Here is a 25,300-nt window from a genome sequence, read left to right as displayed (position 1 = left end):
CCGCCGAAAGCTTTGCATCCGAATTAACGCGCTGTTAATCTCATAACTGCTCGCAGGAGTTGTGTGAAAAGGGGTTGCGAATGAAGTCGGCGGCTAGAGTGACTGCCGTTGCTGATCAGAAGTTGGATGCGCTCGAGAACGTGGACTATCGGCTGGCTCTGACTGCTGAGGACAAGGACGAGATCTATCGGCTGCGCTACCGGGCCTATCTGCGCGAAGGCGCCATCCTCCCCTCGGCCAGCGAGCGCGTCACCGACGAGTACGATGATCTCCCCAACAGCTTCATCTTCGGCGTCTACGTCAATGGCGAGCTCTACAGCTCGATCCGCATCAGCGTGCTGAATTCGCAGTGGCGCAAGTCGTTGTCGTCAGACATGTTCGCCGACCTGCTGCATCCCGAGCTCGACCGCGGCAAGGTGATCATCGACCCGACGCGGTTCGTCGCCGACTATGAGAAGGCCCGGCTGTTTCCGGCGCTTCCTTACGTGACGGTGCGGCTCGGCTACGTCGCCTGCGCTCATTTCCACGCGGACATCGGCCTCGCCAACGTGCGGCCGGAACATCGTGCCTTCTACAAGAAGGTGTTCCTGCAGGAACCCTGGGGCGAGCCGCGGCTCTACTCCGGCCTGACCAAGCCGGTCGGCCTCGTGGCGGCGCACTATCCCAGGATCCGCGACCGCGTGTTCCAGCGCTTCCCGTTCATGCGCTCCAGCGCCTTCGAACGGCGGATGCTGTTCGATCGTCCGACGCAGGACGCCTTCTCTGATTCGTTTCGCATTCAGCCGGTCGCCAAAGCCGGCTGACCAGGTCTGATTTGACCAAGACGGCGCCGATCGTTCCCAAGATAAACGGGCGCAGGGGCGGGCGCGCAGCCCGTTTCGCGGCTTTGACGCAAAAATCAGCGAAAAAGCGCCGTGCTCCAGGCGCGCGGCCGCTTGCCTTCACCCTGGCGCCACATTTACAACCCATTAACCATCGCGGTCGCTTTTTCGGGTTTCGTTAGCATTTGACGGGGTTCGGCAAGACCCCATCAAGGTTGACGGAACGTTCGCTTAACCATCGCCCTGTAGACCGGATGGCAGTCTAAGAACGTGAGCGTGGAGGCTCCCGGAATGAAATATCAGATGCGTATCCTCCAGGGATTGAAGTTGGCCGCCGTGCTCGCGGTCGCGCTGTCGATGGGCGCGTGCGCCAACAAAAATCTCACCGGGGCAGATGGTGCGATGGCAAGCGCTGCGACTCCAGGCAGCCAGCAGGATTTCGTCGTGAACGTCGGCGATCGCGTCTTCTTCGAGAGCGACCAGACCGATCTGACGCCGCAGGCGATCGCGACCCTGGAAAAGCAGGCGCAGTGGCTGCAGAGCTATCCGCGCTACAGCTTCACGATCGAAGGCCACGCCGATGAGCGCGGCACCCGCGAGTACAACATTGCGCTCGGCGCGCGCCGCGCGCAGTCGGTCCGCAATTTCCTGGCCTCGCGCGGCATCGATCAGGGGCGGATGCGTACCATCTCCTACGGCAAGGAGCGGCCGGTCGCGGTCTGTAACGACATCTCGTGCTGGTCGCAGAACCGGCGCGCGGTCACCGTGCTGAACGCCAGTTCATAAAGCTGAACGGATTGTTTGCTCACGAAGCCGGCGTCGCCACCGACGCCGGCTTCGTTGTTTTGTCTTCATTGTTTTGTCTTCGCTCGAACGTCATTTGTCTGTATGGCCGTTCTGACGTAGAGCCTCGCGTTCAGGGTTATTATTTCCAACGTCTCGCCGATCCGGTTGTCAGGGCAACATGTCGTTCATGTTTCTTTCCAGGAGCGTCGCCGCGGTTCTCGCAGCGCTCGTCGTTTTCTCGTGCCAGGCCTTGTCGTCGCGGGCGCTCGCCCAGGTCGACGACGACCCTGAGATCCGCATTCAGCGGCTCGAAAACCAGCTCCGGCAACTGACCGGGCAGAACGAGGAGCTGCAATATCGCAACCGCCAGCTCGAGGAGCGGCTGCGGCAGCTGCAGAGCGGGGCCCAGCCAACCGCGCCTGCACCCCAGCCAAGCGCGGCAGCGCCGCCAACCCAGCTCTCTCCCGGCTACGGGCAGCCGGCTCAGCCCGCCTATGGCCAGCCGCAATACGGTCAACAGCAGCAGGCCTATCCGCAGCAGCAGCCAGGCTATGTGCCGCCGCAGGCCGCGGCTCCCGCACCGATCGCCCAGGACCCGCCAGCCGCAGGCGCCGGCGTCCGCCGCCGCGGTGATGCGTTCGACCCCACTCAGAACCCGGCTGCGCCGGGCGCACCGCAGGCGCTCGGCGGCGGCCCGCTGCCGATCCAGCCCGGCGGCGGCCAGCCCGTCGGTCGTCCCGCCGCCGACCCCGCAATGTCCGCCAACACCACAGGTGGCCGCTATCCGCAGGGCGCGCCGGTCGCTGCGCCGGGCGCCGGCGGCCTCGAGACCGCGCCGCCGCGGCAGACGCCGCGCGACGAATACGATCTCGGCATCGGCTACATGCAGCGCCGCGACTATGCGCTGGCCGAGCAGACCATGCGCAACTTCACCCAGAAATATCCCAACGATCCGATGATCGGCGACGCGCAATACTGGCTTGGCGAGAGCTTGTACCAGCGCCAGCAATACCGCGATGCCGCCGAGATCTTCCTCGCCGTAACGACCAAGCACGACAAGTCGTCGAAGGCGGCGGACGCGCTGCTGCGGCTTGGTCAGTCGCTGGCGGCGCTGAAGGAGAAGGAGGCGGCCTGCGCCGCGTTCGGCGAGGTGACACGCAAATATCCGCGCGCGTCGGCCGGCGTGAAGAGCACGGTCGACCGCGAGCAGAAGCGGGTGAAGTGCTGACGGCGACCTCGCGCGGCGGTGCCATCCGGAGCGTCGACCGGCGGGCATGTCCGCCGCTGCCGGAGTTTGTTGTTCCGGCGTCCCGCGCCTAATGTCCGCTGCCATGGCAGCAAGCAAGACCGCGCAGGACCAGGCTTCCGAGGACGGCGATCCGATCTCCGCAGCCGAAGCCGAGCGCCTGTTCGCACCGCTCGCCACTGCGCCGGCGCTCGTGCTTGCCGTCTCCGGCGGGCCCGATTCGATGGCGCTGATGTGGCTGGCGGCGCGATGGCGCGAAGCGCGGACCGACGGCCCGCGTCTTGTCGCGGTCACGGTGGACCATGGTCTGCGCCCCGAGGGGCGGCGGGAAGCGCAGATGGTCAAGCAGATCGCGCGGCAGCTCGGGATGGCGCATCGGACGTTGCGCTGGAGGGATGAGAAGCCGGCGGCCGGAATTCCCGAAGCGGCGCGCCGGGCGAGATACCGCCTGCTGGCAGCGGCGGCGCGCCGGGCCGGCGCCAGCCATGTCGTCACGGCCCACACACGCGATGACCAGGCAGAGACCGTGCTGATGCGGCTGCTGCGCGGCAGCGGCATCGCCGGGCTCGCGGCCATGGCGGCGATCAGCGAGCGCGACGGCATGCTCCTGGCGCGGCCGTTGCTCGCGCTGCCCAAGGCCCGCCTCGTGGCGACGCTTCGCTCCGCTGGTCTCGTGTTTGCCGATGATCCGACCAATCGCGATCTCGCGTATACGCGGCCCCGTCTGCGGGCGCTGATGCCGGCTCTGGCTGCCGAGGGTGGCGATGCGCGGACGCTGGCGACGCTCGCCGCCCGCCTCGGCCGCGCCAATGCCGCGATCGAGCTCATGGTCGATGGCGCCGAGAAGGACCTCACGCTGCTCGGGGCTGGCGCCCGCGCCGTCGGGCCGGATCAGGGACAGATGTTCGAGCCGCGCGCCTTTGTCGCACTCCCGGCGGAAATCAGGCTGCGCCTGCTGATGCGCGCCATCAATCGGGTGGGAACCGAAGGGCCAGTGGAACTCGGCAAGGCGGAAGCCCTGCTCGATCGTCTGGACCGGACTCTTGCGGGGACCGGAGGCGGTGGTACGCCGACGTCGGGCAGGCTAAAACAGACGCTGGCAGGTGCGCTGGTAAGCACGACGCGCGATGCGATCCGGATCACTCCCGCGCCGCCTCGGCGACCGCGCGGGACCTCGGGCGGACGATAGGTTTCGCGGACCCTTAACCACCTGCCTCGGCGGCGCTTTCCCGCGCCATTTTTTAAGCGGGAATCGGGCTAGGATGCGTTAAATAGTCCTGTCTGGTTCCCTTGGCATTGGTGCGAGTGGTACCTAGATTACGAAGCGGTCGACCGGGGGATTCCCTCGTGGCTACCCAGGGATGAGTCCGAGGATAGACGGCCGCGATCCGCGCGACCACGAAGGAAAATCGATGAACGCCAATCTGCGCAATTTCGCCCTTTGGGTCATTATTGTCCTGTTGCTGTTGGCGCTGTTCACACTGTTTCAGAATCCGGGGCAACGTGCGTCCTCGACCGACATCAACTTCTCGCAGCTGCTGACCGAGGTTGATCAAGGCAACGTGCGCGACGTCGTGATTCAGGGGCCGGAGATTCACGGCACCTTCAAGAACGGCTCGTCGTTCCAGACCTACGCGCCGAGCGATCCGAATCTCGTCAAGCGTCTGTACGACGCCAAGGTCAACATCCAGGCCAAGCCGCCGGGCGACAACGTGCCGTGGTTCGTGTCGCTGCTGGTCTCCTGGCTGCCCTTCATCGCGCTGATTGGCGTCTGGATCTTCCTGTCGCGGCAGATGCAGGGCGGCGCCGGCAAGGCGATGGGCTTCGGCAAGTCGCGGGCGAAGATGCTGACCGAGGCGCATGGCCGTGTGACGTTCGAGGACGTCGCGGGCGTGGACGAGGCCAAGCAGGATTTGCAGGAGATCGTCGAATTCCTGCGCGACCCCGGCAAGTTTCAGCGGCTCGGCGGCCGCATCCCGCGCGGCGTGCTGCTGGTCGGCCCTCCCGGCACCGGCAAGACGCTGATCGCGCGCGCCGTCGCCGGCGAAGCCAACGTGCCGTTCTTCACCATCTCGGGCTCGGACTTCGTCGAGATGTTCGTCGGCGTCGGTGCCAGCCGCGTCCGCGACATGTTCGAGCAGGCCAAGAAGAACGCGCCCTGCATCATCTTCATTGACGAAATCGACGCCGTCGGCCGTCATCGCGGCGCCGGCCTCGGCGGCGGCAATGACGAGCGTGAGCAGACCCTCAACCAGCTGCTGGTCGAGATGGACGGCTTCGAGGCCAATGAGGGCGTGATCCTGATCGCCGCCACCAACCGGCCCGACGTGCTCGACCCGGCCCTGATGCGTCCCGGCCGCTTCGACCGCCAGGTCGTGGTGTCCAACCCGGACATCATGGGTCGCGAACAGATCCTGAAGGTCCATGTCCGCAAGGTGCCGCTGGCGCCGGATGTCAACCTCAAGACGATCGCGCGCGGCACGCCCGGCTTCTCGGGCGCCGACCTGATGAACCTCGTCAACGAAGCCGCGCTGACCGCCGCCCGCCGCAACAAGCGGATGGTGACGCAGGCCGAGTTCGAGGAGGCCAAGGACAAGGTGCTGATGGGCGCCGAGCGCCGCTCGATGGTCATGACCGAGGAAGAGAAGATGCTGACCGCCTATCACGAGGCGGGCCATGCGATCGTCGGCCTCAATGTCCCGAGCCACGACCCGATCCACAAGGCGACCATTATTCCGCGCGGCCGTGCGCTCGGCATGGTGCAGTCGCTGCCCGAGGCCGACCGTCACTCGCATACCCGCGAATGGTGCGTGTCGAAGCTCGCGATGATGTTCGGCGGCCGCGAGGCCGAGGTGCAGAAGTTCGGCGCGGAGAAGGTGACGAACGGCGCCACCGGCGACATCCAGCAGGCCACCAACCTCGCCCGGGCGATGGTGATGGAATGGGGCATGTCCGACAAGCTCGGCCGCGTCCGCTACCAGAGCAATGAGCAGGAGGTCTTCCTGGGTCATTCGGTGGCGCGCTCGACCAACATTTCGGACGATACCGCGCGCCTGATCGACTCCGAGATCCGCGGCCTGATCGAGGCCGGCGAGCTCGAGGCACGGCGGATCATCACCGAGAAGCGCGAAGATTGGGAGACCATCGCCCAGGCGCTGCTCGAATACGAGACGCTGACCGGCGAGGAGATCCTCGATCTGCTCAAGGGCAAGAAGCCGAACCGCGAGTCGGCGATCGAGCCGTCGACCCCGCGTGCCTCGGCCGTGCCGCCGGCCGGCAAGCCACGTCCGCGGCCCGATCCGGATCCCGGCCTGGAGCCGCAGCCCCAGGCATAGGACGGGGCAGGGGATCAGCTTCCCTCGCGGGGCAAGATCAACGAGAACCAAGCGATGGCCCGGCTTACAGCCGGGCTTTTCGTTGTCTGCGGATGGATGGCATGTTCAACCATCCGGCGAAGGGAGTCGCTTGCTGGTCAGGGCTTGTCGAACCAGGCCTTCCATTGCGGAACGGCGGTCGCGAACGTGCCGCGATGACTGGTCGGTCCGGTCGACACCGCCTCGACCTTGGTGTTGCCCGCGCCGATCGCCTGCTGGTAGGTCATCGCCAATCGGCCGAGGCCGGTCGAGATCGCCTCGTCGGTCTCGCCATAATAGTTGCGCACCGGCGTCTTGATGATCCAGCGATAGGCCTGGGTCTGCGCGACCAGGCGGCCATAGGCCGACGCCGCGAAATATTGCGCGTCGAAATACTCCGGCTTCAGCAGCTTGTGCAGATCGGTCGGGACATCGGCGACGTTGAAGGGCTCGCGCATATAGGCCTTGCGGGCGACCTCGTAGGAGCTGTCGCTGATCACCGAGCGCGCCAGGCCCGGCACGGCGTAGTAGTTCTCGAAGGCGAACGCCGACAGGATGAACAGCGAGTTGACCCAGGAGGCGTCGTTGCTGCGCGGGAAGCTGAGGAAGCCATTGAGCGCGACGAACACGTCCACCGGCGCGCTTGCGGTCGCCGCCGCCGCGACCGGCACGCCGGCGCTTTCGAGCTTCTCCAGATAGGCCATGGTCACGAAGCCGCCCTGCGACCAGCCGGCGATCGACAGTCTGGTGGCCGTCAGGTGCATATCGTTCAGCACGGCCCGGCTTGCGCGCAGCATGTCATAGGTCGCCTGCTGATGGCTGCCCTTGACCATGTAGCCTTCCGGCTCGCTCGAGGTCCCCATGCCGAAATAGTCGGCGCCGATCACCAGATAGCCCTGGCCGGCGAACTGCGCGATCATCAGCTGCGTCTCGGGTGACTGCTCCGGGAACGACGGCACCTCCTGTTTGCCGTAAACCGTGCCGTGCTGATACGACACCATCGGCAGACTCGTGTCGCTGATCTCGGGCACGGCCAGCAGTCCCGTCGCGCTGATCGGCTTGTTGCCGCGTTCGGGGACGACGGACGCGTAGGTCACGCGGTAGAGCCGGACGGCGTTGCGGGCCGGTGTGTAGCTGACCGTGATGCCGGCGAATCTCGGCGTGTCCACGGTCAGGATCTTGTTCAGCCGCTCCACGTCCCAGCGCGCCAGGTACTCGTAGGAGACATCTGACGTGACGCGTACCGCGGCCTTGTCCTGGGCGGAGCCTGCCGCCGGCCAGGCCAGGCAGAGCGCGAGGGCGATGATGATTCGAAGCATGGGCTTGAGAACTCCTGCGGGGCCGACCGTCAGTTGCGCCGGAGCTCTTTGCTACAGAGCGCGCGTAAATAATCGGTACGGCCGGCATCGTCCGCGTCAGCCAGGGCAAGCCCCGCTTAAGCCTTCTTCAAGCCTCCAGGCCTATGTCTCGATCGGGAATGCGCCCGGGTCGGCGCGGGCGAGGGTCAGATGGCCGACGATTTGGATGCCGCCGCGATCTCATCGCAGCGTCGTGCTGTTCCGGCGAGCCTGTTTGCCGTGTGCTTCGCGCTCGCCTGCATCAATGCGGCCTTCTTCCCCTCGGGGCTGCTGTCCGGCATCTGGATCTGGGGTGCGGATGGGCTCGGCATCCCCACCGATTTCGTCAACGTCTGGGCGGCCGGCAAGCTCGCCCTGCAGGGCCAGCCGGCGCTGGCGTGGGATTGGGACGTGCAGCGGCAGATCGAGCTCGATCTGTTGCGACAGGATTTTCCGGGCTATTTCGCCTGGCACTATCCGCCGCCATTCCTGTTCGTCGCGGCGTTTCTGGCGCAGTTTCCCTACATCGTCGCGTTCGCCGGCTGGGCCTATGCGAGCTTCATTCCATACGCGCTGGTCATGCGCGCGATCGTCGGCCGCGGCTTCGGCCTCGTGCTCGCGGCCGGCTTTCCGGCGCTGTTCTCCAACACCCTCGTGGGTCAGAACGGCTGTCTGACGGCGGCTCTCGTCGGCGGCACGCTGTATTGGCTGCCAGTGCGGCCGGTGCTGGCTGGCATTTGCCTCGGGCTTCTGACCTACAAGCCGCAATACGGTCTGCTGTTTCCGGTCGTGCTGATCGCCACGCAGCGCTGGACCGCCTTCGTCTCGGCGAGCGTGACCGCCATGGTGCTGGCGCTCGCTTCCTGGATGGCGTTCGGGCTCGAGAGCTGGCAGGCCTTCATCCACTGGATGCCGGTGTTCTCGCAGGCCTTCCTGACCGAGGGCAAGGCGACCTGGTGGAAGCTGCAGAGCCTGTTCTCGCTGGTACGCTATTTCGGTGGCTCGGAGGCGCTCGGCTGGGCCTTCCAATGGGTGCTGACGGCTGCGGTCGCGGTTGTGCTGGTGACGCTGTGGCGCAGCCCGGTGCGCTACTCGCTGAAGGCGGCGGCGCTCGCCGTCGGGCTGCTGCTGACCACCCCCTATCTGTTCATGTATGACATGATGGTGCAGGCGATCGCGGTGGCGTGGCTGGTGCGTATCGGGCTCGGCGAGGGCTTCCGCCGCTACGAGTTGCCCGTGCTCGGATGCATCGCGGCGCTCCAGATCACCTTCATGCTCACCGGCATTCCCCTCGGCCTGGTCGCCAATTTGATGACGGGCGCCCTGGTGCTGGCCAGGGCCGGAACATGGTGGCGGCGGCAGCCGCTGCCTTCAGAGACCGTGCTCGCTGCGGCCTGACCGTGCCGCTGCCGTAGCGGAGGGGCATGATTCCCCTTGTCTTCTTTCCTGAACAAGTGTTCAGTTCTTCTGAGCCATTTGCGAGGATGGATCCTCCAAAAACACTGAACCAGCGTTCGCCGGGCGTTTCCTGGACGAACGCGTCCGGGACGAGAAACGCCATGGTCTACCGGCGAACCCATCAGGTCGTGAAGCGGCTGGCGGCCCGCCGCAGCGCGATTCTCGCCGCTGCCCGCGAAGCCGCGGCCGAAGGGGGCATGTCGGCCGTTCAGATCGCCCCCGTCGCGGTCCGCGCCAACGTCGCTGCCGGAACCGTCTACCGCTATTTTCCCTCCAAGGCCGATCTGATCTCCGAGCTGATCGCCGAGGTCTCGCGTGACGAGCTGACGGCGGTCCGGCGTGCCGCCGACGCGGCGCCTGGTCCGTCCTCGGCGCTGGCCGCGGCGGTCTCCACGGTCGCCGTCCACGTCCTGTCCCAGCGCAAGCTCGCCTGGGGCATTCTGGCCGAGCCGGTCGACGTCGACGTGACGGCGTCGCGCATCGCCAGCCGCCGCGAGATCGTCGGCGAGATCGCCTCGCGCATCGACGCGGCCGTCCGTGCCGGCCATCTTCCGGCGCAGGACACTCAGCTGGCGGCGACTGCACTGCTCGGCGCGCTGCACGAGGCCCTGGTCGGGCCGCTCGCGACCGACACGCTGGACGATCCCGCCAAGCTCCGGGACACCGTGCAGGCGGTCACCTTGCTGGCGCTGCGCGCGGTCGGTGTGATGGATGCCCGCGCCCGCGGCCTCGTGGTGCAGGCCGTGCTGCCGGTCAAGAGCCTGGTCGGCGCCTGAAGCATGATCCGGAAAACTGCGCAGCGGTTTTCCGAAAACATCATGCGCAAACGACAATCTGGAGCGCGATGACGATTCGCCCTGATCTCATCGCGCTTTAGCGCCGCGGCCGGCTGCGCTTAAGCAAGGATTCACGCCTCGCCGCCATGGTCGGAGGCGGCGCCGGGACGGCTGCCGCGGCTGCAATCCCAGGCGCATCTCACGACCGATGTCGATCGCACGCAAACAACTGGCGATGCCGCTCGTGATCGCCGGATCGGCGGGCGCCGGTGCCCTCTATGCCTATGTCGCCGGCGAGGACATCAACTGGGATTGGCAGAACTACCACGAGTATGCGGGGGTCGCGCTCGTCCAAGGCCGCTTCGATGTCGACGCCGCGCCCGGCGGCTTTCAGAGCTTCCTCAATCCGCTGATCTACCTGCTGCCCTATCTGCTCCGCCACGGACTGCCGGCGCCTTGGTGGGGATTGGCCCTCGGCGCGCTGCACGGGCTGAATCTCGCGCTCATCTGGTGGATCACGCGGCTGTTGCTCGGACGGACCGCCGATGCCGTCACGATCGCCGCGGCCGTGACCATTGCAGCTTTCAGTCCCATGGCCCTGTCCGAGGTCGGCACCAGCTTCGCCGACATCCTGACCGCGATCCCGATCCTTGCCGGGTTCGGGCTGATATTCAGCGATGACGACGAGCGTGGCCGGCGCTTCGTGCTGGCGGGACTGCTGATCGGCGCCGCCACCGGGCTGAAGCTCACCAACGCCACCTTGTTGATCGGCGCCGGAGTGTCGCTGCTGCTGGTCGCCAGGCCGTTGCGCGCCATCCTCGGCTTTGCCGCGGGCAGCGCGCTCGCCGGCATCCTCACGGCCGGGCCGTGGGCGCTGAAGATGGCGCGCGATTTCGGCAGCCCGCTCTATCCGTTCTACAATTCGATCTTTCGCTCGCCGGACGCGCCGCTGGGCTCCATCGCGGATACGCGCTTCATGCCGCAAGGCGTGCTCGATGCGCTCGCCTATCCGTTCTACTGGGCGATCGGCCGGCACCCCTCGTCGGAATCGCCGTTCCGCGATCCGCGCTTTGCCGTCGTTATCCTGCTGCTGATGGCGGTCATCGTCACCGGCCTGTGGCAAAGGCGCGAGGTGCTGTCGCTGCGCGACCGGCGCTTCATCGTCTTCGGCTGGGTCAGCTATGCCCTGTGGATGCAGGCGTTCTCGATCCAGCGCTATCTGATTCCGCTCGAGCTGTTGGCGGCGCCGCTGATCGTGCTGCTGCTGACGCGCCTGATCGATGCATGGCGTGAACGGGGCGCGCCGGAGGGGCCGTCGCGAGGCGTGCAAGCCGTCACCGTCGCCAGCGCGCTGGCCATTGCGCTCGCCTCGCAGCCCAGCGACTGGACGCGCAGGCCGTGGTCCGATCCGTATCAGCCGCGGCTTGCGGCGGCCCTGCAGCGGCCGGCGGCGTTCCTGATGCTGCACAAGCCGCTCGGCTACCTCGTCCCGCTGTTGCCGGCCGGCTCGCGCTTCTATCAGCTGTCGGAGATCGTGGTCCCGATCGTCCCGGGAGGTGTGCTCGACCGCCGCATCCGCAGCGGCCTGTCCGAGCCGCTGCCCGGCGGCATCTGGGCCTTGTACTTCGCCAACAGCCGGGCGGACTATCCGCCGCGGCTCGAGCTGCTGGCCGACTACGATCTCAGGATCGACGAGTCCCGCCGTTGTGAGCACATTCCAGGCGTCGACGGCACCGACATCATGGCCTGTCCGGTCGTGCCCGGCGCGATCTCTGCGGCGCCGACTGCAGGCCTGAAGCCGGGCAGCAGGGCCGACTGATCAGCTCAGAGGCTGGCCTCGCTGGACGGCCCGACATAGGCGATGCGCACCATGTTGGTCGTGCCGGGCGTGCCGAGCGGCACGCCGGCGACCACGATGACCCGTTGGCCGGCGCGGACGAAGCCGTCGCGGAAGGCGATCGCGCCGGCGCGCTCGACCATGTCGTCCTGGTCGCGCGCATCTTCCGCCACCACGCAATGCACGCCCCAGACCACCGACAATCGTCGTCCGGTCGCCAGATTGGGCGTGATCGCGACCACCGGTGGCTTCGGCCGCTCACGCGCGACGCGGATCGCGGTCGAGCCTGACGACGTCCAGCAGATGATGGTCGGCAGATCGAGGTTCTCGGCAATCTGGCGTGCGGCTTCCGCGATGGCGTCGCCCGCCGTCGACTCCGGCTCGGGGCGCTGAGCTGCGATCACCGAGCGGTAGACGACGTCGCGTTCGACCTCCTCGCCGATCCGGTTCATGGTCGAGACCGCTTCGACCGGATATTTGCCGGCAGCCGATTCGGCCGACAGCATGATGGCGTCGGCGCCTTCGTAGACCGCCGTGGCGACGTCGGAGACCTCGGCGCGCGTCGGCACCGGCGACTGGATCATCGATTCCAGCATCTGCGTCGCGACCACGACCGGCTTGCCGGCGCGGCGCGCCAGCCGCGTCATCTGCTTCTGCAGGCCCGGGACCCGCTCCAGCGGCAGTTCGACGCCGAGATCGCCGCGCGCCACCATCAGCGCATCGGAGACGTCGACGATGTCGTTGAGCCGGTCGATGGCCTGCGGCTTCTCGATCTTGGACATCACGGCGGCGCGGCCGCGGATGATCTTCTTGGCCTCCAGAACGTCGTCGGCGCGCTGCACGAAGGACAGCGCGATCCAGTCGATGCCGATGTTCAGCGCCGCTTCGAGATCGGCCCGGTCTTTCGGGGTCATCGCCGACACCGGCAGATCGGTATCGGGCAGGCTGACGCCCTTGCGGTCCGACATCTTGCCGCCGATGACGACGCGCGTGACCGCGCGGGTTGGCGAGGTCTCCTCGGCGATCAGGCGCACCTTGCCGTCATCCAGCAGCAGGGCGTGGCCCGGCTGCAGGGCTGCCAGGATTTCCGGATGCGGCAGGTGAACCCGCGTCGCATCGCCCGGCGTCTTGTCGGAATCGAGCACGAAGCTCTGGCCGTTGTTCAGCTGCACCGGACCGCCGGCAAAGGTGCCGACCCGCAGCTTCGGTCCCTGCAGATCGACCAGGATGCCGATCGGCCGGCCATAGCTCGCTTCGACGCTGCGGATCGTGGTGACCAGCTCCCGCAGCTTGTCGTGCGGGGTATGGCTCATGTTGATCCGGAAAATATCGGCCCCGGCCTCGAACAGCTTGCGAATCATCGCGCTGTCCGAGGAGGCGGGACCGAGCGTGGCGAGGATCTTGATGCGGCGCAGTCGTCTCATGGTTTGGGTGCTTGCCCCGAGGGCAGGCCGGAACCTGCGGGCGGCGTGCCCTGCGGGCCGTTGGGCAGACCAGGCATGTTGCCGCCAGGGCCAAGGGTGCCGGGAATGCCGGGCACACGCTGCTGCGCCGGCTGCTCATTGGCTTCGGTCAGCTGCACCGTCCAGGCGCGCTGGTCACCCGTGTCGACCTCGAAGAAGCCGGTACGGTCGAAGCCGCGGGCCAGGCAATTGTCCGTGCCCTTGATGGTGAACTCCTTGTCGCGCGAGCACATGAAGGCCTGACCCGACCATTCACCGCCACGGTCATAATCCAGCGCGTAGATGTAGTAGTAGCGCGCGACGAGGGTGCCCTTGAGCAGGGTTTCGCAACTGCGAGAGGAAACGTTCCACCAGCCTTCGGTGGTCCAGCCCTCCGCGTCCTTGTAGCCGAGGGCGATCCCGACCCGGCTGGAGGTGTTGTTGCAAAGCCGGAAGTCGGCTGCGGCAGGGCTCGATGACAGACAGAGCGCGACGAGCCCAAGCAGCGAAAGCAGTCCGAAACCGGGGCGGCGGGGAATGCGATGCAAGATGGAGGAGGTTTCAGGGATCATTGCGCGACGCTATATCAAACGATGATTGATGTCGCGCGACTTGGCTGCGGCTGTCAACGGCAAGGCGATTTCGTGGCGAGGCGGATGCGGTCGAGCGCTCGCGCCGATGAAGGTGCTGCGATATGGCCAAACCTGCGACGATGCCGCATCCTTTAGCAGACAACCGTCCCGGCGCGGAACAGGGAACCAAAGCGATGACGATGGACAGCACGACCCGAACCGAACTCGAAGCTGCCGCCTTCCGCAGGCTGGTGGAGCATCTGCGAACGAGAACCGATGTTCAGAACATCGACCTGATGAATCTGGCCGGGTTCTGCCGCAACTGCCTGTCCAATTGGCTGAAGGACGCGGCGGACGCCAAGGGAGTGCCGATGACCAGGGATGAGAGCCGCGAGGCGGTCTATGGCATGCCTTATGACGAGTGGAAGGCGAAGCACCAGCGCGAAGCGAGTGCGGAGCAGCTCGAGGCCATGAAGAAGGTGCACCCGGGCCATTGATGCTCGGCGAAGGCGAGGCGCGACGAAGGCTTCGCGCCTGCGAATCGTGCGCTGCGCAGGATGACGGCCCAAACGCAAGCCGCGCGGCCGGCTTGCAGACGCTTCAGACGGTGCAGCCCAACAACATGTGGGCGCACTGTGGATGAGGGCGATGTCAGCTTGACGCAGGGCACGCCAGCTTTGAGGGTCGCGGCCAACACGCGCGCCCTGCCGGGCGCCTTCCTCGGACACATCAGTTCCACTCAGGAGTATCAGATGGCTACCCCCGCCGCCGCGAAGGACGACGACTCGCCCGCGACCCGCTTCGCCGTAGATCAGCTCAAATCGATCATCGAGCGCATCGAGCGGCTGGAGGAGGAGAAGAAGGCCATCTCTGAGGACATCAAGGACGTCTATGCCGAGAGCAAGGGCAACGGCTTCGACGTCAAGGCGCTGCGCACGATCATCCGGCTGCGCAAGCAGGACCCGAATGAGCGCCAGGAAGAAGAGAGCATTCTCGAGACCTACATGCAGGCGCTCGGCATGCTCTGACCGGTCGGTCGGTGAACGGGCTGATCCTGCCCTGACGTCGAATGCCCCCGCGCGCGATCGCCCGGGGGCATTCGTTTCAAGGACGTCAGGTGCGGGGCGTGCAGGCTTCGATCAGCGCAACGCTGCTGCGCGCATCGTGAACGATTTGGTTTCGAGCTTGATGATCGCGGGTCCGGTGAACTGGTCGTAGCTCAATCCCGGGGTCGGATCGGCGGCGAAGCTCATGGCCAGCGCGATCTGCGGCTTGACGAAGTAGCTGCGCATGACGGTCAGATCCGGATCGCCCATTTTCGTGACCGACATCGACGACGAAGCGCTCGGCGTCAGCATGATCGCGCGCATCCAGGTCGAATCGGGACCCTTGGAGGCCGCGAGCCGCGTTGCCATGGTGATCAATCCGTCCTGACCTTGCCCGCTTTTGGCGGCCGGCTCCGGGGCGGGAGCTGCACTGCGGGTCGCAGGACGGGAGTTGCGGACGGGGATCGCCGTCGTCGCCGTGCCGTTGCCACGCTCGGCAGGGGCGGGAGCGAAGGCCATGGCCTGCATCAGGCTCGCGGTTTGCGCCTGGTCGATCGCCGACAGCGCCCGCCGCGCTGTGATGGCGGCGACCTGCTCGGGCGTGGCCTGCTTGGGCGTCGAGGGGTTGTCACCCCAGAAGCCGCGCGAATTGATGATGTCGGCGACGCTTTGCGGTGCGCCGTCCCGCGGCACACCGGAGATCGCGCTCGTGGTCTCTGCCTTCGCCTCCGGCTTGCCGGCCATGGGCTGCGCGACCTGCGAATCAGCCGACGCCAGCTGCAGGGCGTTTGCGATCTTGCCGCGAGCCGTCGATGGCTTGTTGTCCGCGGAGCGGTCGGCGCTCCGATTGTCCTTGTCGGCGGCTTTGGCGGTCAGCGAGGCGGTCTGGACCGGCTTGGTCTCAGCCTTGCTCTCGCTCTCGCCCGACTCCTCGTCATCCTCGCTCGGACGTCCGCGGAACAGGCGGGCAAACAGGTTGGAGCGGCCGGATGACGCATCGTCGCCTGGACCGCGCTTCTCGATCTCGGCCTTGGCGACCTCATAGCCCTTGAGCGGCACGCCGTTGCTCGGGACATGCACGGTCTTGCCGTCCGGGAAGACCCGCGCCAACTGGTCGGCGGTCATGCGCGGCCAGTGGCGGATGTTGCCAGTGTCGAGGTGAACGAAGGGCGAGCCGGAGGTCGGATAGAAGCCGACGCCGCCGCGCTGCAGCCGCAGACCGGCGTAGCGGATCTGCTCGAGCGGCACGCCGGGAATATAGAAATCCATGGCGTGGCCGAGCATGTGCTGGCTGTGGCGGGCCACCCCGGAATGCGCCGAGCGGCGGCGCAGCATCGAATTCGTGGCGGGGGATCGGTACGACGAGATGATCTGGATCGGCTGCTTGCCGTCGACGTCGCGATAGACCTCCCAGAGGATGTCGAACAGCCGGCGGTCCATGACCGTCGAATCCTGGGTGCGCCAGTCGCGCAGGAAGTGGTTGAGCTTCTTCAGCGCGTCTTCGTCGTAGCGGCCTTCGCGCTTGAAGGTGACCGTCAGGTCTTCGCCGGAATGGGTGTGATGGAAGGACAGGGTGCGTGTTTCGTTGAGCGCTTCTGCGTCACGGACGGTGCCCGCTCCCAGCAGCAGGAGCAGGGAAGCGAGGCCGTAGCGGCAGACGGCGTTCCAGCCCGCTCTGGGCAGCGAACGCGATTGGCGCGCGAAAACAGACAGCAAGATGCAGCCCACCCCGTCGACGAGCGTTTACTCAGATACCCTCTTGCGGCCCGTCCGGCGGAAGAGAGAGGAAACGCTTACCTAAGGCGGGATGGTTAAAGGATACTCACCGACCCGCCCCCCAATTACCCTTAACATATACTCTTGAGTGTGGCGAAAAAGAGCCATCGAATCGTGGTTGATCATTGTGGTTAACCCAAAGCAAAGGCCCCGCCGGTGGGCGAGGCCTTTGATATCAAAACGAAAATTTGGGTCGTGATCGGCGGCCCGATCAGCGGGTGAACACCCGGCGCGACGGGCGTCCGACCGGAGCAGGCGGCGTCGGTTGTCCACCGCCGCCGAACAGCCGTTCGAAGAAGTTCGGGCCGGATGAGCCGGAGGAGAAGCTGTTGTCGCTGACATTGACCGCGTTCGGCAGCGGACCCTTCGGCCGTGAATAGTTCGGCTGGGCGTGGGCGACGACGTTCTCGAGATCCTTGCCGCGGCTGTTCTTGAGGATCGAGATCATGGCGGCGTCGCGACCATAGACGTCCTTGCGGAATTGCAGCTTGCCGGCGTCGTCGACGAAGGCGGTCTGGTAGGTGATGTTGACCGGGATCGGCGTCGGGAATTTCAAGTCGATCTCGCTCCGCCCATACATGCTGCGGATGCGCTCGGGGGTGTAGCGCTCGTTCGGCATCGCGATGTTGAGCAGCACCGATGCGTATTGATCCGGATACTGCACGCGCATGCAGCCATGGCTGAAGGCGCGCTCGTCACGGGCGAACAGGTTCTTGTCCGGCGTGTCGTGCTGATAGACCAGGAACTTGTTCGGGAAGTTGAAGCGGATGCGGCCGAGCGCATTGGCCTCGCCAGGCGGCTGCGAGATGTGGATCGAGCCGTCGCGGGCGCGCTCGAGCTTGAGGCCCATGCGATCGAGCACGGTCGGATCCTGCTGCAGCGCCGGCAGATACTCGTTGTAGATGATCGACGGCGGCACGTTCCAGGTCGGGTTGACCGTGATGAACTTCATCGTCTCGCTGAGCAGCGGCGTCGCGTGCTGGCCGGGCTTGCCGGTCACGACGCGGGTGGTCCACACCTGCGCTCCGCGCTGCATGACCTTCAGCGTGTAGTCGGGAACGTTGAGGATCACATAGGCGTCGCCGAGCGACGGTGCGCCGAGATCGCGCGGCAGCCAGCGCCAGCGCTCCATGTTGACGATGACGGTGTCGATCTGCTTGTCCCGCTTCGGCGTATTCAGCGCCTTGACGGTGCGGTCGTCGAGCACGCCGGTCGGCTTGAGGTCGACGCTCGCCTGGAATTTACGCACCGCGGCCGCGACCTTGGCGTCATAGCGGATGTCGTCGGCGTTCTCGGTGAGGCCGAGCTTGGCGCGCAGCTTCGGCACGCGCGGATCGGACATCTGCGCCTCGGCCTCCGGCGCGTTCTTGCCGCGCGCGGGGGTGTATTTCAGCGGTTCGCCATCGTCGATGAGGACGGAGGGCCCATCCGCGCCGCCGCGCAACTCGGCGAGCTTGGCCTTCAGCAGCTTGTAGAGCTTGTGCGGCGGGTTGTAGCCCTCGAGCGCCGCCGACGCATCCTTGGCGGTGGTGACGTTGGCCAGCACCTCGTTCGGGTCGATCGGATGCTCGGGATACTGGATGTCCGCCGACACCTGCGACCAATGCATGCGGCCGCTCTGCGCCTGCCGCGCATAGTCCATCATGCTCTCGGTGAGCTTGAGGTCGGCTTCGGCCAGTGCGTCCGGCGCCGAGCCTGCGGCGGCAAAGTCCGGCACCGGATAGTCGGCGGGATTGAGGCCGTCGGAGGCCGCATCCTTCAGGCGCGCGATCACGCCCTTGGCCGCGGTGGTCAGGTTGCCGCCCTGGGTCCAGATCGGCGCGTAGTCGCGGCCGGTGTAGAACTTCTCGACGGCGGCGCGTTCGGCCTTGCGGTCGAAATACTTCGTTGCCTTGGTCGCGATCAGGTCACGCAGACGATCGGCGACCGGCTGGTCGGCGGCGGGAACGGTGCTGGCGGTCTTGGCCGGTTCAGGCGCAGGAGCGGTCGCAGTCGCAGGGGCCGCGGCGGGCGGCGGTGAGACAACGGTCTTCGCCGGATCGGCCGCGGGCACCGCCGCAGAGTCGAGCGGCTTTGTGGTCGGTTCGGACGGCTTGGCCTGGGCAGGCGAGACGGTGGCGGTGGTGTCGGGCTTGAAATCGCTGGCGGTCGGCGGCGGCACGTTGGCCGGCTCAGGGAACGGGATCGCCGCATCGATGGCCAGTTCGGCAGCATTGTTGCGAGGGGCGTCGCCCTGGGCGAGGGCCGAGGTCGCGGACACCGCGAGGAAGGTTGCCGCGACAGCCATCAGCACGCGGTCATATCCGCCACGGTTGGTCACACAATCTCGCATCATCAATCCCTCGAATGATCTGTCCCGCCAGGAACAGGGTCGGTAACAAGGTCGATCGCTGCCCGCCAGTTCCGGCTCAAGCACCGCTCGTGAGAATGGATCTCGCCGGTACGCAATGATTCACGCCCAAACGATACCCAAGCCCCTTTTCTGCGGCCAGCGCCACACGGGACAACTCACGACAAACTGACTCTTGGGAAACCCCGGCCAAACCGATCGTGCGTTTGTGCCACGCGTTTTTTCCTTTGTCTGTCACCGCAAGGCAACGGTTCAGATGTTCCAGTATTGCCGAGCCTTGCGGCGTTTTTCGGACAGCGGCGATCATCAGAGCGGCGGCGATTCCGTCGAAGGCGTCTCGCCATTGGCCTCGTCGAGCTTGCGGTACAGCGTCGAGCGTCCGATTTTGAGACGCCGCGCCACCTCGGACATCTGGCCGCGATAATGGGCGATGGAGAAGCGGATGATCTCGTGCTCCATCTCCTCCAGCGGGCGCACGTCGCCGCTCGCGGTCAGCATCGCCAGGCTGCCATGCGAGGGCAGGGGCGAGGGAGCAATGGGTACTTCGCTACCCGGCACCATGGCGGGCAGCGCCGGATGGAGTGGGCGCTCCACCGTCAGCGCCGGCAATGAATCCACCGGCGGCGCGTGGGTCGGGATGAGCGGGAAATCGGTCACGCCGAGCTGGTCGGTCTCGCTCATGACGACGGCACGATAGACGGCGTTCTCGAGCTGACGGATGTTGCCGGGCCAATCCAGCCGGGTCAGATAGGCGACGGCTTCGCCGCTGATGCCTGAAACGGCCCGGTTCTCCTCGGCGGCGAAGCGCGCGAGAAAATGCCGCAGCAGGTGCGGGATGTCCTCGCGGCGGGCGCGCAAGGGCGGGACCGTCAGCGGCAGCACGTGGAGGCGGTAGAACAGATCCTCGCGGAAATGACCGTCCTTGACGCGGTCGAGCAGGCGGCGATTGGTCGCCGAGATGATGCGGACATCGACCTTGACCGGCTTGCGGCCGCCGACCGCCTCGACGGCGCCCTCCTGCAGCGCGCGCAGCAGCTTGACCTGGGCGGTGAGCGGCAGCTCCGAGACCTCGTCGAGGAACAGCGTGCCGCCATGGGCTTCGACGAACTTGCCCATGTGACGCTCGGTCGCGCCGGTGAATGCGCCCTTCTCGTGGCCGAAAAGAATCGACTCCACCAGATTGTCCGGGATCGCGCCGCAATTGACCGCGACGAAGGGCCTCGTCTTGCGCTCGCTGGTGCCGTGGATGGCGCGGGCGAACAGCTCCTTGCCGACGCCCGACTCGCCCTCGATGAGAACGGGAATAGACGACGCCGCAGCCTTCTCGGCGATGCGCAGGATCGGCGCCATCGCTTCGGCACGGGTGATGATGTCGGCGAAGGTCAGCCGCCCCTCGCGGCTGTGCCGGATACGCTGCAATTCGCCTTTCAGCGCCGATGTATTCAGCGCGTTGCGTAAGGACACCTGCAGCCGCTCGATGCCGACGGGCTTGACGACGAAGTCCTGGGCGCCCGCGCGCATTGCCGAGACGACGTTGTCGATGCCGCCGTGTGCGGTCTGCACGATCACCGGAATCGAGATCCCGGCCTCGCGCATCTTCGAGAGCACCCCCATGCCGTCGAGGCCAGGCATCACGAGATCCAGGACGATGGCGTCGATCGGGGCGGCATCGGGATTGGTCAGCTTCTCGATGACGGCGTCGCCGGTCTCGACGACGACCGCCTCGTAGCCGCATTTTTGAACCATGTTCTCCACCAGCCGGCGCTGAACCGGATCATCATCGGCAATCAAAATGCTGGCAGCCATGGCTTTCCTTGCACGCTACGACTATCTGTCTCGAATCGGGGCACTCTCGCCGACGCCGATTAACGCAACCTTAAACCTCGCTGATCGGGATAAACGTTCGAACAACAGGTTACCCATCCGATGACCTCGCGCGCCTCTTCCGCCCTTCGCAAGCCCACCAGATCCGCTCCTCCTTCCAAAGCCGCCAAGGCCAAGCCGGCTAGCAAGCCGGCCAAGAAGCCTGCTGCCAAAACCTCGAAGCCCGCCGCCGCCAAATCCTTGCGTGGCGCTGCGGCCAAATCGTCTGCCAAGCCGGCGAAGAAGACGGTCGCGGCCAAGACGGGAATCGGAGCGCTGCCCGAATGGAATCTCGGCGACCTCTATATGGGCATCGACGCGCCGGAGATCGCTCACGATCTCGCGAAGATGGATTCCGAATGCGTCGCGTTTGAGACCGACTACAAGGGCAAGCTCGCCGAGCATGTCGCACGCGAGGATGGCGGCGAATGGCTCGCAGGCGCGGTGCGGCGTTATGAGGCGATCGACGATCTCGCGGGGCGGCTCGGCTCGTTCGCGGGTCTCGCGCACGCCGGCGACAGCGTCGATCCGGCGATTTCCAAATTTTACGGCGACATCTCGGAGCGGCTGACGGCTGCGTCGACTCATCTGCTGTTCTTCGCGCTCGAACTCAACCGCATCGATGACGCCGTGATCGCACGCGCGATGGAGACACCTGCGCTCGGCCACTACCGTCCCTGGATCGAGGATCTGCGCAAGGACAAGCCGTATCAGCTCGAAGACCGTGTCGAGCAGCTGTTCCACGAGAAGTCGCAGACCGGCTATTCCGCCTGGAACCGGCTGTTCGACCAGACCATCGCCGGTCTGCGCTTCCAGGTCGGGGGCAAGGAGCTCGCGATCGAGCCGACCTTGAACTTCCTGCAGGATCGCGACGGCGCCAAGCGCAAGGCCGCCGCCGAGGCGCTCGCCAAGACCTTCAAGGCCAATGAGCGCACCTTCGCGCTGATCACCAACACGCTCGCCAAGGACAAGGACATTTCGGACCGCTGGCGCGGGTTTCAGGATGTCGCGGACTCCCGCCATCTCAACAACCGCGTCGAGCGCGAGGTGGTCGATGCGCTGGTCTCCTCGGTCCGCGCGGCCTACCCGAAGCTGTCGCATCGCTACTACAAGCTCAAGGCGCGCTGGTTCAAAAAGAAGAAGCTCGCGCATTGGGACCGGAACGCGCCGCTGCCGTTCGCCGCCAATGCGACCATCGCCTGGCCCGAAGCCAAGAGCATGGTGCTGACGGCCTATCGCGGCTTCTCGCCTGAGATGGCTGACATCGCGCAGCGCTTCTTCGATCAGAGCTGGATCGATGCGCCGGTGCGTCCGGGCAAGGCGCCGGGCGCGTTCTCGCATCCGACCACGCCGTCGGCGCATCCCTATGTGCTGATGAATTACCAGGGCAAGCCGCGCGACGTGATGACACTCGCGCACGAGCTCGGCCATGGCGTGCACCAGGTGCTGGCGGCCAAGAACGGCGCGCTGATGGCGCCGACGCCGTTGACGCTTGCCGAGACCGCGAGCGTGTTCGGCGAGATGCTGACGTTCAAGCGGCTGTTGTCGGAGACCCGCGACGCCAGGCAGCGCCAGGCGCTGCTCGCCGGCAAGGTCGAGGACATGATCAACACGGTGGTGCGGCAGATCGCGTTCTATTCTTTCGAGCGCGCGGTCCATACCGAGCGCAAGAACGGCGAGCTCACCGCCGAGCGCCTCGGCCAGCTCTGGCTGTCGGTGCAGACCGAGAGCCTCGGCGAGGCGATCGAGATCAAGCCGGGCTACGAGAACTTCTGGATGTACATCCCGCACTTCATCCATTCGCCGTTCTACGTCTACGCCTATGCGTTCGGCGATTGCCTCGTGAACTCGCTCTACGCCGTCTACGAGCACGCCGCCGACGGCTTCGCCGAGCGCTATCTGGCAATGCTCGCAGCCGGCGGCACCAAGCATTATTCCGAGCTGCTCAAGCCGTTCGGCCTGGACGCCAAGGATCCCAAATTCTGGGACGGCGGCCTGTCGGTCATCGCGGGCATGATCGACGAGCTGGAGGCGATGGGGTAGGAGCGTAAAACATTTGTTGAACGAAACGAGAGAGGCGCGTTATACATCTGTATAACGCGCCTCTCTTCCGTGGATTGACCCATGAAGATCGAAATCAAGAAGATCGGCAATTCCGACGGTCTGCTGTTGCCCCGCGAACTGATGCAGCGGCTCGATCTCAAGCGCGGGCAGCAGTTGCACATCGTGGAACTGCCCGGTGGCGGGTTCCAGGCGCTGCCCTATGATCCGGATTTCGAGCGGACGATGGAGATCGCCGACGAGCTCATGGATGAGTATCGCGACACGCTTGCGGCACTCGCCAAATGAGCGAGCAGCGGGAGCCGCTGCGGATCACCTATGAGCAGGCCGTCGCGATCCACGCACGTCAGCTGCGCCGGTTCGGCGGCGCACCGGGGCTGCGCGACGAAGGCATGCTGCGCTCTGCTCTGGAACGGCCCGTCAACAAATGGAGCTACGAGCAGGCGACGCTGCCCGAGCTGGCCGCAGCCTACGCATTTGGCTTGGCCAAGAACCACGCTTTCGTCGACGGTAGCAAGCGCATCGCGTTCATGGCGATGATGACGTTTCTGCGCAGAAACGACATCGCGTTTGCGCCGGACCCGGCTCAGGCCACTGCCATGATCCTCGCCCTCGCCGCCGGCGAGGTCAGCGAGGCCAGCCTGACGCGATGGATTCGCGACAATTGGCCGGGCCAATCAGGCGATCGGAAAAACCGATAAAACTCTCTGGCATACCTGCCGTTGCCCTTGCGTTGGCTTTGAGGTATGCGACCTTAACAAAGCAATTTTCTCTGGGGGACCCCGATGGCAAACCATGGCGAGATCGCCTACTCGACGGCGGACGGCAATGACTACGTGGCGCATGAAGCCACCTATGAGGGCTTCATCAAGCTGGTGAAGTACGGAACGATCGGCGTCGCCCTCATCGTCATCTTGATGGCTATTTTCCTCGTTTAGTGTCGCTATGGGCCCGCCGGCATCCCGCCGGCGGGCCTTCAGCCGACTGCCGCAGCCGACCGCTGGACCGGCGTCACGCTGAAGCCCATGGACGTCCCGCCCTTTAAGCTCGCGCGCGCATCCGCGCCGGAGGCCTCATGAAGATTGCCGTCGCCAAGGAAATCGATCCGCAGGAGCCGCGGGTCGCCGCCTCTCCCGACACGGTGAAGAAGTTCAAGGCGTTGGGTGCCGAGATCGCGGTCGAGCCCGGCGCCGGCATCAAGTCGGGCCTGCCGGATTCGGAATTCACGGCGGCGGGCGCAACGGTGAGTGCTGACGCGCTCAAGGACGCCGACATCATCATCAAGGTGAAGCGGCCGGAAGCTGCCGAGCTCGCGAACTACCGGCGCGGGGCGCTGGTGTTCGCGATCATGGATCCCTACGGCAACGACGCGGCGCTGAAGGCGATGGCCGATGCCGGCATTGCCTCGTTCGCGATGGAGCTGATGCCGCGCATCACCCGCGCCCAGGTGATGGACGTGCTGTCCAGCCAGGCGAACCTCGCCGGCTACCGCGCCGTCATTGAAGGCGCCGAGGCGTTCGGCCGTGCCTTCCCGATGATGATGACCGCGGCGGGCACGGTGCCGGCGACCAAGCTCTTCGTGATGGGCGTCGGCGTTGCGGGGCTCCAGGCCATCGCGACGGCGCGCCGTCTCGGCGCCATCGTCTCGGCGACCGACGTTCGCCCGGCCACCAAGGAGCAGGTGGAAAGCCTCGGCGCCAAGTTCCTGGCGGTCGAGGACGAGGAGTTCAAGAACGCTCAGACCGCCGGCGGCTACGCCAAGGAAATGTCGAAAGAGTACCAGGCCAAGCAGGCGGCTCTGACGGCGGAACACATCAAGAAGCAGGACGTCATCATCACGACCGCGCTGATCCCCGGCCGCCCGGCGCCGCGCCTCGTCACCATGGAGATGGTGAAGTCGATGCGTCCCGGCTCGGTGCTGGTCGACCTCGCGGTCGAGCGCGGCGGCAACATCGAAGGCGTCAAGCTCGGCGAGACCGTCGACATCGACGGCGTCAAGATCATCGGCTTCCCGAACCTCGCCGGCCGGGTCGCCGCTTCGGCATCCGGCCTCTACGCCCGCAACCTGTTCTCCTTCATCGAGACGATGATCGACAAGAAGGAGAAGGCGCTGGCGGTGAACTGGGACGACGAGCTGGTCAAGGCCACGGCTTTGACAAAGGACGGCGCCATCATCCACCCGAACTTCCAGCCGAAGGCTTAAGGAGCAGAGCCATGGAACATGTCGTCCAAGCCGTCGACCCGTTCGTCTTCCGGCTGTCGATCTTCGTCCTCGCCGTTTTCGTCGGCTATTTCGTCGTCTGGTCGGTGACGCCGGCGCTGCACACGCCGCTGATGTCGGTGACCAATGCGATCTCATCGGTGATCGTGGTCGGCGCGCTGCTCGCGGTCGGCGTGCCCATGCTGTCGAGCGGCAGCGGTCTGGCGCGGGCCTTCGGTTTCGTCGCGCTGATCTTCGCCTGCGTGAACATCTTCGGAGGCTTCCTCGTCACCCAGCGCATGCTCGCGATGTACAAGAAGAAGTCCAAATAACAACGTCGCTTAACAACGCCGCACGACGCGGGATGACAGGCATA

General features: G+C 65.8%; 22 protein-coding genes. 16 read left to right on the top strand and 6 right to left on the bottom strand.

Annotated elements, in window-relative coordinates; translation table 11 throughout:
- The first annotated feature begins 80 nt into the window (after positions 1 to 80).
- From QX108_RS31360 to ftsH, 5 genes are all read left to right on the top strand, one after another.
- Entirely contained in the window at positions 81 to 803 is a 723-nt protein-coding gene (locus tag QX108_RS31360) for an N-acyl amino acid synthase FeeM domain-containing protein (protein ID WP_315786257.1), read from the top strand.
- 309 nt (positions 804 to 1,112) lie between these two features.
- A complete protein-coding gene (gene pal, locus QX108_RS31355) occupies positions 1,113 to 1,607 on the top strand; it encodes a peptidoglycan-associated lipoprotein Pal (RefSeq protein WP_172133860.1) in 495 nt (164 codons plus the stop codon).
- Between the two features lie 187 nt (positions 1,608 to 1,794).
- Complete coding sequence (gene ybgF, locus QX108_RS31350) at positions 1,795 to 2,835, top strand: tol-pal system protein YbgF (protein WP_315786339.1); 1,041 nt, start codon at positions 1,795 to 1,797, stop codon at positions 2,833 to 2,835.
- Positions 2,836 to 2,938: 103 nt separating this feature from the next.
- On the top strand, positions 2,939 to 4,042 hold the full coding sequence (tilS, locus tag QX108_RS31345; protein ID WP_315786336.1) for a tRNA lysidine(34) synthetase TilS: 1,104 nt from the start codon (positions 2,939 to 2,941) through the stop codon (positions 4,040 to 4,042).
- Between the two features lie 223 nt (positions 4,043 to 4,265).
- On the top strand, positions 4,266 to 6,188 hold the full coding sequence (gene ftsH / locus QX108_RS31340) for an ATP-dependent zinc metalloprotease FtsH (protein WP_315724606.1): 1,923 nt from the start codon (positions 4,266 to 4,268) through the stop codon (positions 6,186 to 6,188).
- A gap of 137 nt (positions 6,189 to 6,325) precedes the next feature.
- On the opposite strand, the gene QX108_RS31335 is transcribed toward ftsH, so the two are convergent.
- Positions 6,326 to 7,525, bottom strand: a complete 1,200-nt coding sequence (locus QX108_RS31335; RefSeq protein ID WP_315786253.1) for an alpha/beta hydrolase family protein — start codon at positions 7,523 to 7,525, stop codon at positions 6,326 to 6,328.
- A gap of 189 nt (positions 7,526 to 7,714) precedes the next feature.
- On the opposite strand from QX108_RS31335, the gene QX108_RS31330 reads away from it, so the two are divergent.
- The 3 genes from QX108_RS31330 to QX108_RS31320 all read left to right on the top strand — a co-directional run bounded on the left by QX108_RS31330 (position 7,715) and on the right by QX108_RS31320 (position 11,596).
- Positions 7,715 to 8,941, top strand: a complete 1,227-nt coding sequence (locus QX108_RS31330; protein ID WP_315786250.1) for a glycosyltransferase family 87 protein — start codon at positions 7,715 to 7,717, stop codon at positions 8,939 to 8,941.
- A gap of 161 nt (positions 8,942 to 9,102) precedes the next feature.
- Positions 9,103 to 9,777 (top strand): TetR/AcrR family transcriptional regulator, encoded by a 675-nt coding sequence (locus tag QX108_RS31325; protein WP_006612221.1) that lies wholly within the window; start codon positions 9,103 to 9,105, stop codon positions 9,775 to 9,777.
- A 208-nt stretch (positions 9,778 to 9,985) separates the two neighbouring features.
- Entirely contained in the window at positions 9,986 to 11,596 is a 1,611-nt protein-coding gene (locus tag QX108_RS31320) for a glycosyltransferase family 87 protein (protein WP_315786247.1), read from the top strand.
- A gap of 5 nt (positions 11,597 to 11,601) precedes the next feature.
- On the opposite strand, the gene pyk is transcribed toward QX108_RS31320, so the two are convergent.
- Entirely contained in the window at positions 11,602 to 13,038 is a 1,437-nt protein-coding gene (gene pyk, locus QX108_RS31315) for a pyruvate kinase (protein ID WP_315724614.1), read from the bottom strand.
- Positions 13,035 to 13,628 carry a DUF1036 domain-containing protein gene (locus tag QX108_RS31310; protein ID WP_172109949.1) on the bottom strand — a complete coding sequence of 198 codons (594 nt, stop codon included), beginning with the start codon at positions 13,626 to 13,628 and terminating at the stop codon, positions 13,035 to 13,037. The genes pyk and QX108_RS31310 overlap by 4 nt, the downstream gene beginning before the upstream one ends.
- A 194-nt stretch (positions 13,629 to 13,822) precedes the next feature.
- Between QX108_RS31310 and QX108_RS31305 the strand changes: the two genes are divergently transcribed.
- Positions 13,823 to 14,125 carry a DUF1244 domain-containing protein gene (locus tag QX108_RS31305; RefSeq protein ID WP_315786333.1) on the top strand — a complete coding sequence of 101 codons (303 nt, stop codon included), beginning with the start codon at positions 13,823 to 13,825 and terminating at the stop codon, positions 14,123 to 14,125.
- Between the two features lie 255 nt (positions 14,126 to 14,380).
- A complete protein-coding gene (locus tag QX108_RS31300; protein ID WP_172109948.1) occupies positions 14,381 to 14,656 on the top strand; it encodes a DUF2312 domain-containing protein in 276 nt (91 codons plus the stop codon).
- Between the two features lie 111 nt (positions 14,657 to 14,767).
- Here the strand turns inward: QX108_RS31300 and QX108_RS31295 are convergent, their stop codons facing one another.
- The 3 genes from QX108_RS31295 to QX108_RS31285 form a co-directional block, all read right to left on the bottom strand.
- Entirely contained in the window at positions 14,768 to 16,390 is a 1,623-nt protein-coding gene (locus QX108_RS31295; RefSeq protein ID WP_315786244.1) for a DUF882 domain-containing protein, read from the bottom strand.
- A gap of 271 nt (positions 16,391 to 16,661) precedes the next feature.
- Positions 16,662 to 18,782, bottom strand: a complete 2,121-nt coding sequence (locus QX108_RS31290) for a murein L,D-transpeptidase (protein ID WP_315786331.1) — start codon at positions 18,780 to 18,782, stop codon at positions 16,662 to 16,664.
- Positions 18,783 to 19,106: 324 nt separating this feature from the next.
- The gene (locus QX108_RS31285) at positions 19,107 to 20,606 is read right to left on the bottom strand and encodes a sigma-54 dependent transcriptional regulator (RefSeq protein ID WP_315724619.1); all 1,500 of its coding nucleotides are present in this window, start codon (positions 20,604 to 20,606) and stop codon (positions 19,107 to 19,109) included.
- A gap of 120 nt (positions 20,607 to 20,726) precedes the next feature.
- On the opposite strand from QX108_RS31285, the gene QX108_RS31280 reads away from it, so the two are divergent.
- The 6 genes from QX108_RS31280 to QX108_RS31255 all read left to right on the top strand — a co-directional run bounded on the left by QX108_RS31280 (position 20,727) and on the right by QX108_RS31255 (position 25,256).
- Complete coding sequence (locus QX108_RS31280; protein ID WP_315786240.1) at positions 20,727 to 22,706, top strand: M3 family oligoendopeptidase; 1,980 nt, start codon at positions 20,727 to 20,729, stop codon at positions 22,704 to 22,706.
- Positions 22,707 to 22,787: 81 nt separating this feature from the next.
- Positions 22,788 to 23,012: an AbrB family transcriptional regulator gene (locus tag QX108_RS31275; protein ID WP_006612211.1), complete on the top strand. Its 225-nt coding sequence runs from the start codon at positions 22,788 to 22,790 to the stop codon at positions 23,010 to 23,012.
- Positions 23,009 to 23,425: a type II toxin-antitoxin system death-on-curing family toxin gene (locus tag QX108_RS31270; RefSeq protein WP_315724625.1), complete on the top strand. Its 417-nt coding sequence runs from the start codon at positions 23,009 to 23,011 to the stop codon at positions 23,423 to 23,425. The genes QX108_RS31275 and QX108_RS31270 overlap by 4 nt, the downstream gene beginning before the upstream one ends.
- Positions 23,426 to 23,509: 84 nt before the next feature.
- Positions 23,510 to 23,662 (top strand): aa3-type cytochrome c oxidase subunit IV, encoded by a 153-nt coding sequence (locus QX108_RS31265; RefSeq protein ID WP_172109943.1) that lies wholly within the window; start codon positions 23,510 to 23,512, stop codon positions 23,660 to 23,662.
- A 137-nt stretch (positions 23,663 to 23,799) separates the two neighbouring features.
- On the top strand, positions 23,800 to 24,927 hold the full coding sequence (locus QX108_RS31260) for a Re/Si-specific NAD(P)(+) transhydrogenase subunit alpha (RefSeq protein WP_315786235.1): 1,128 nt from the start codon (positions 23,800 to 23,802) through the stop codon (positions 24,925 to 24,927).
- 11 nt (positions 24,928 to 24,938) lie between these two features.
- Entirely contained in the window at positions 24,939 to 25,256 is a 318-nt protein-coding gene (locus tag QX108_RS31255; RefSeq protein ID WP_172109941.1) for a proton-translocating transhydrogenase family protein, read from the top strand.
- The last annotated feature ends 44 nt before the right edge of the window (positions 25,257 to 25,300 follow it).

Source organism: Bradyrhizobium sp. SZCCHNR1002 (genome assembly GCF_032381435.1).
GTDB lineage: Bacteria > Pseudomonadota > Alphaproteobacteria > Rhizobiales > Xanthobacteraceae > Bradyrhizobium > Bradyrhizobium aeschynomenes.
This window is presented reverse-complemented; position numbering and strand designations above follow the sequence as displayed.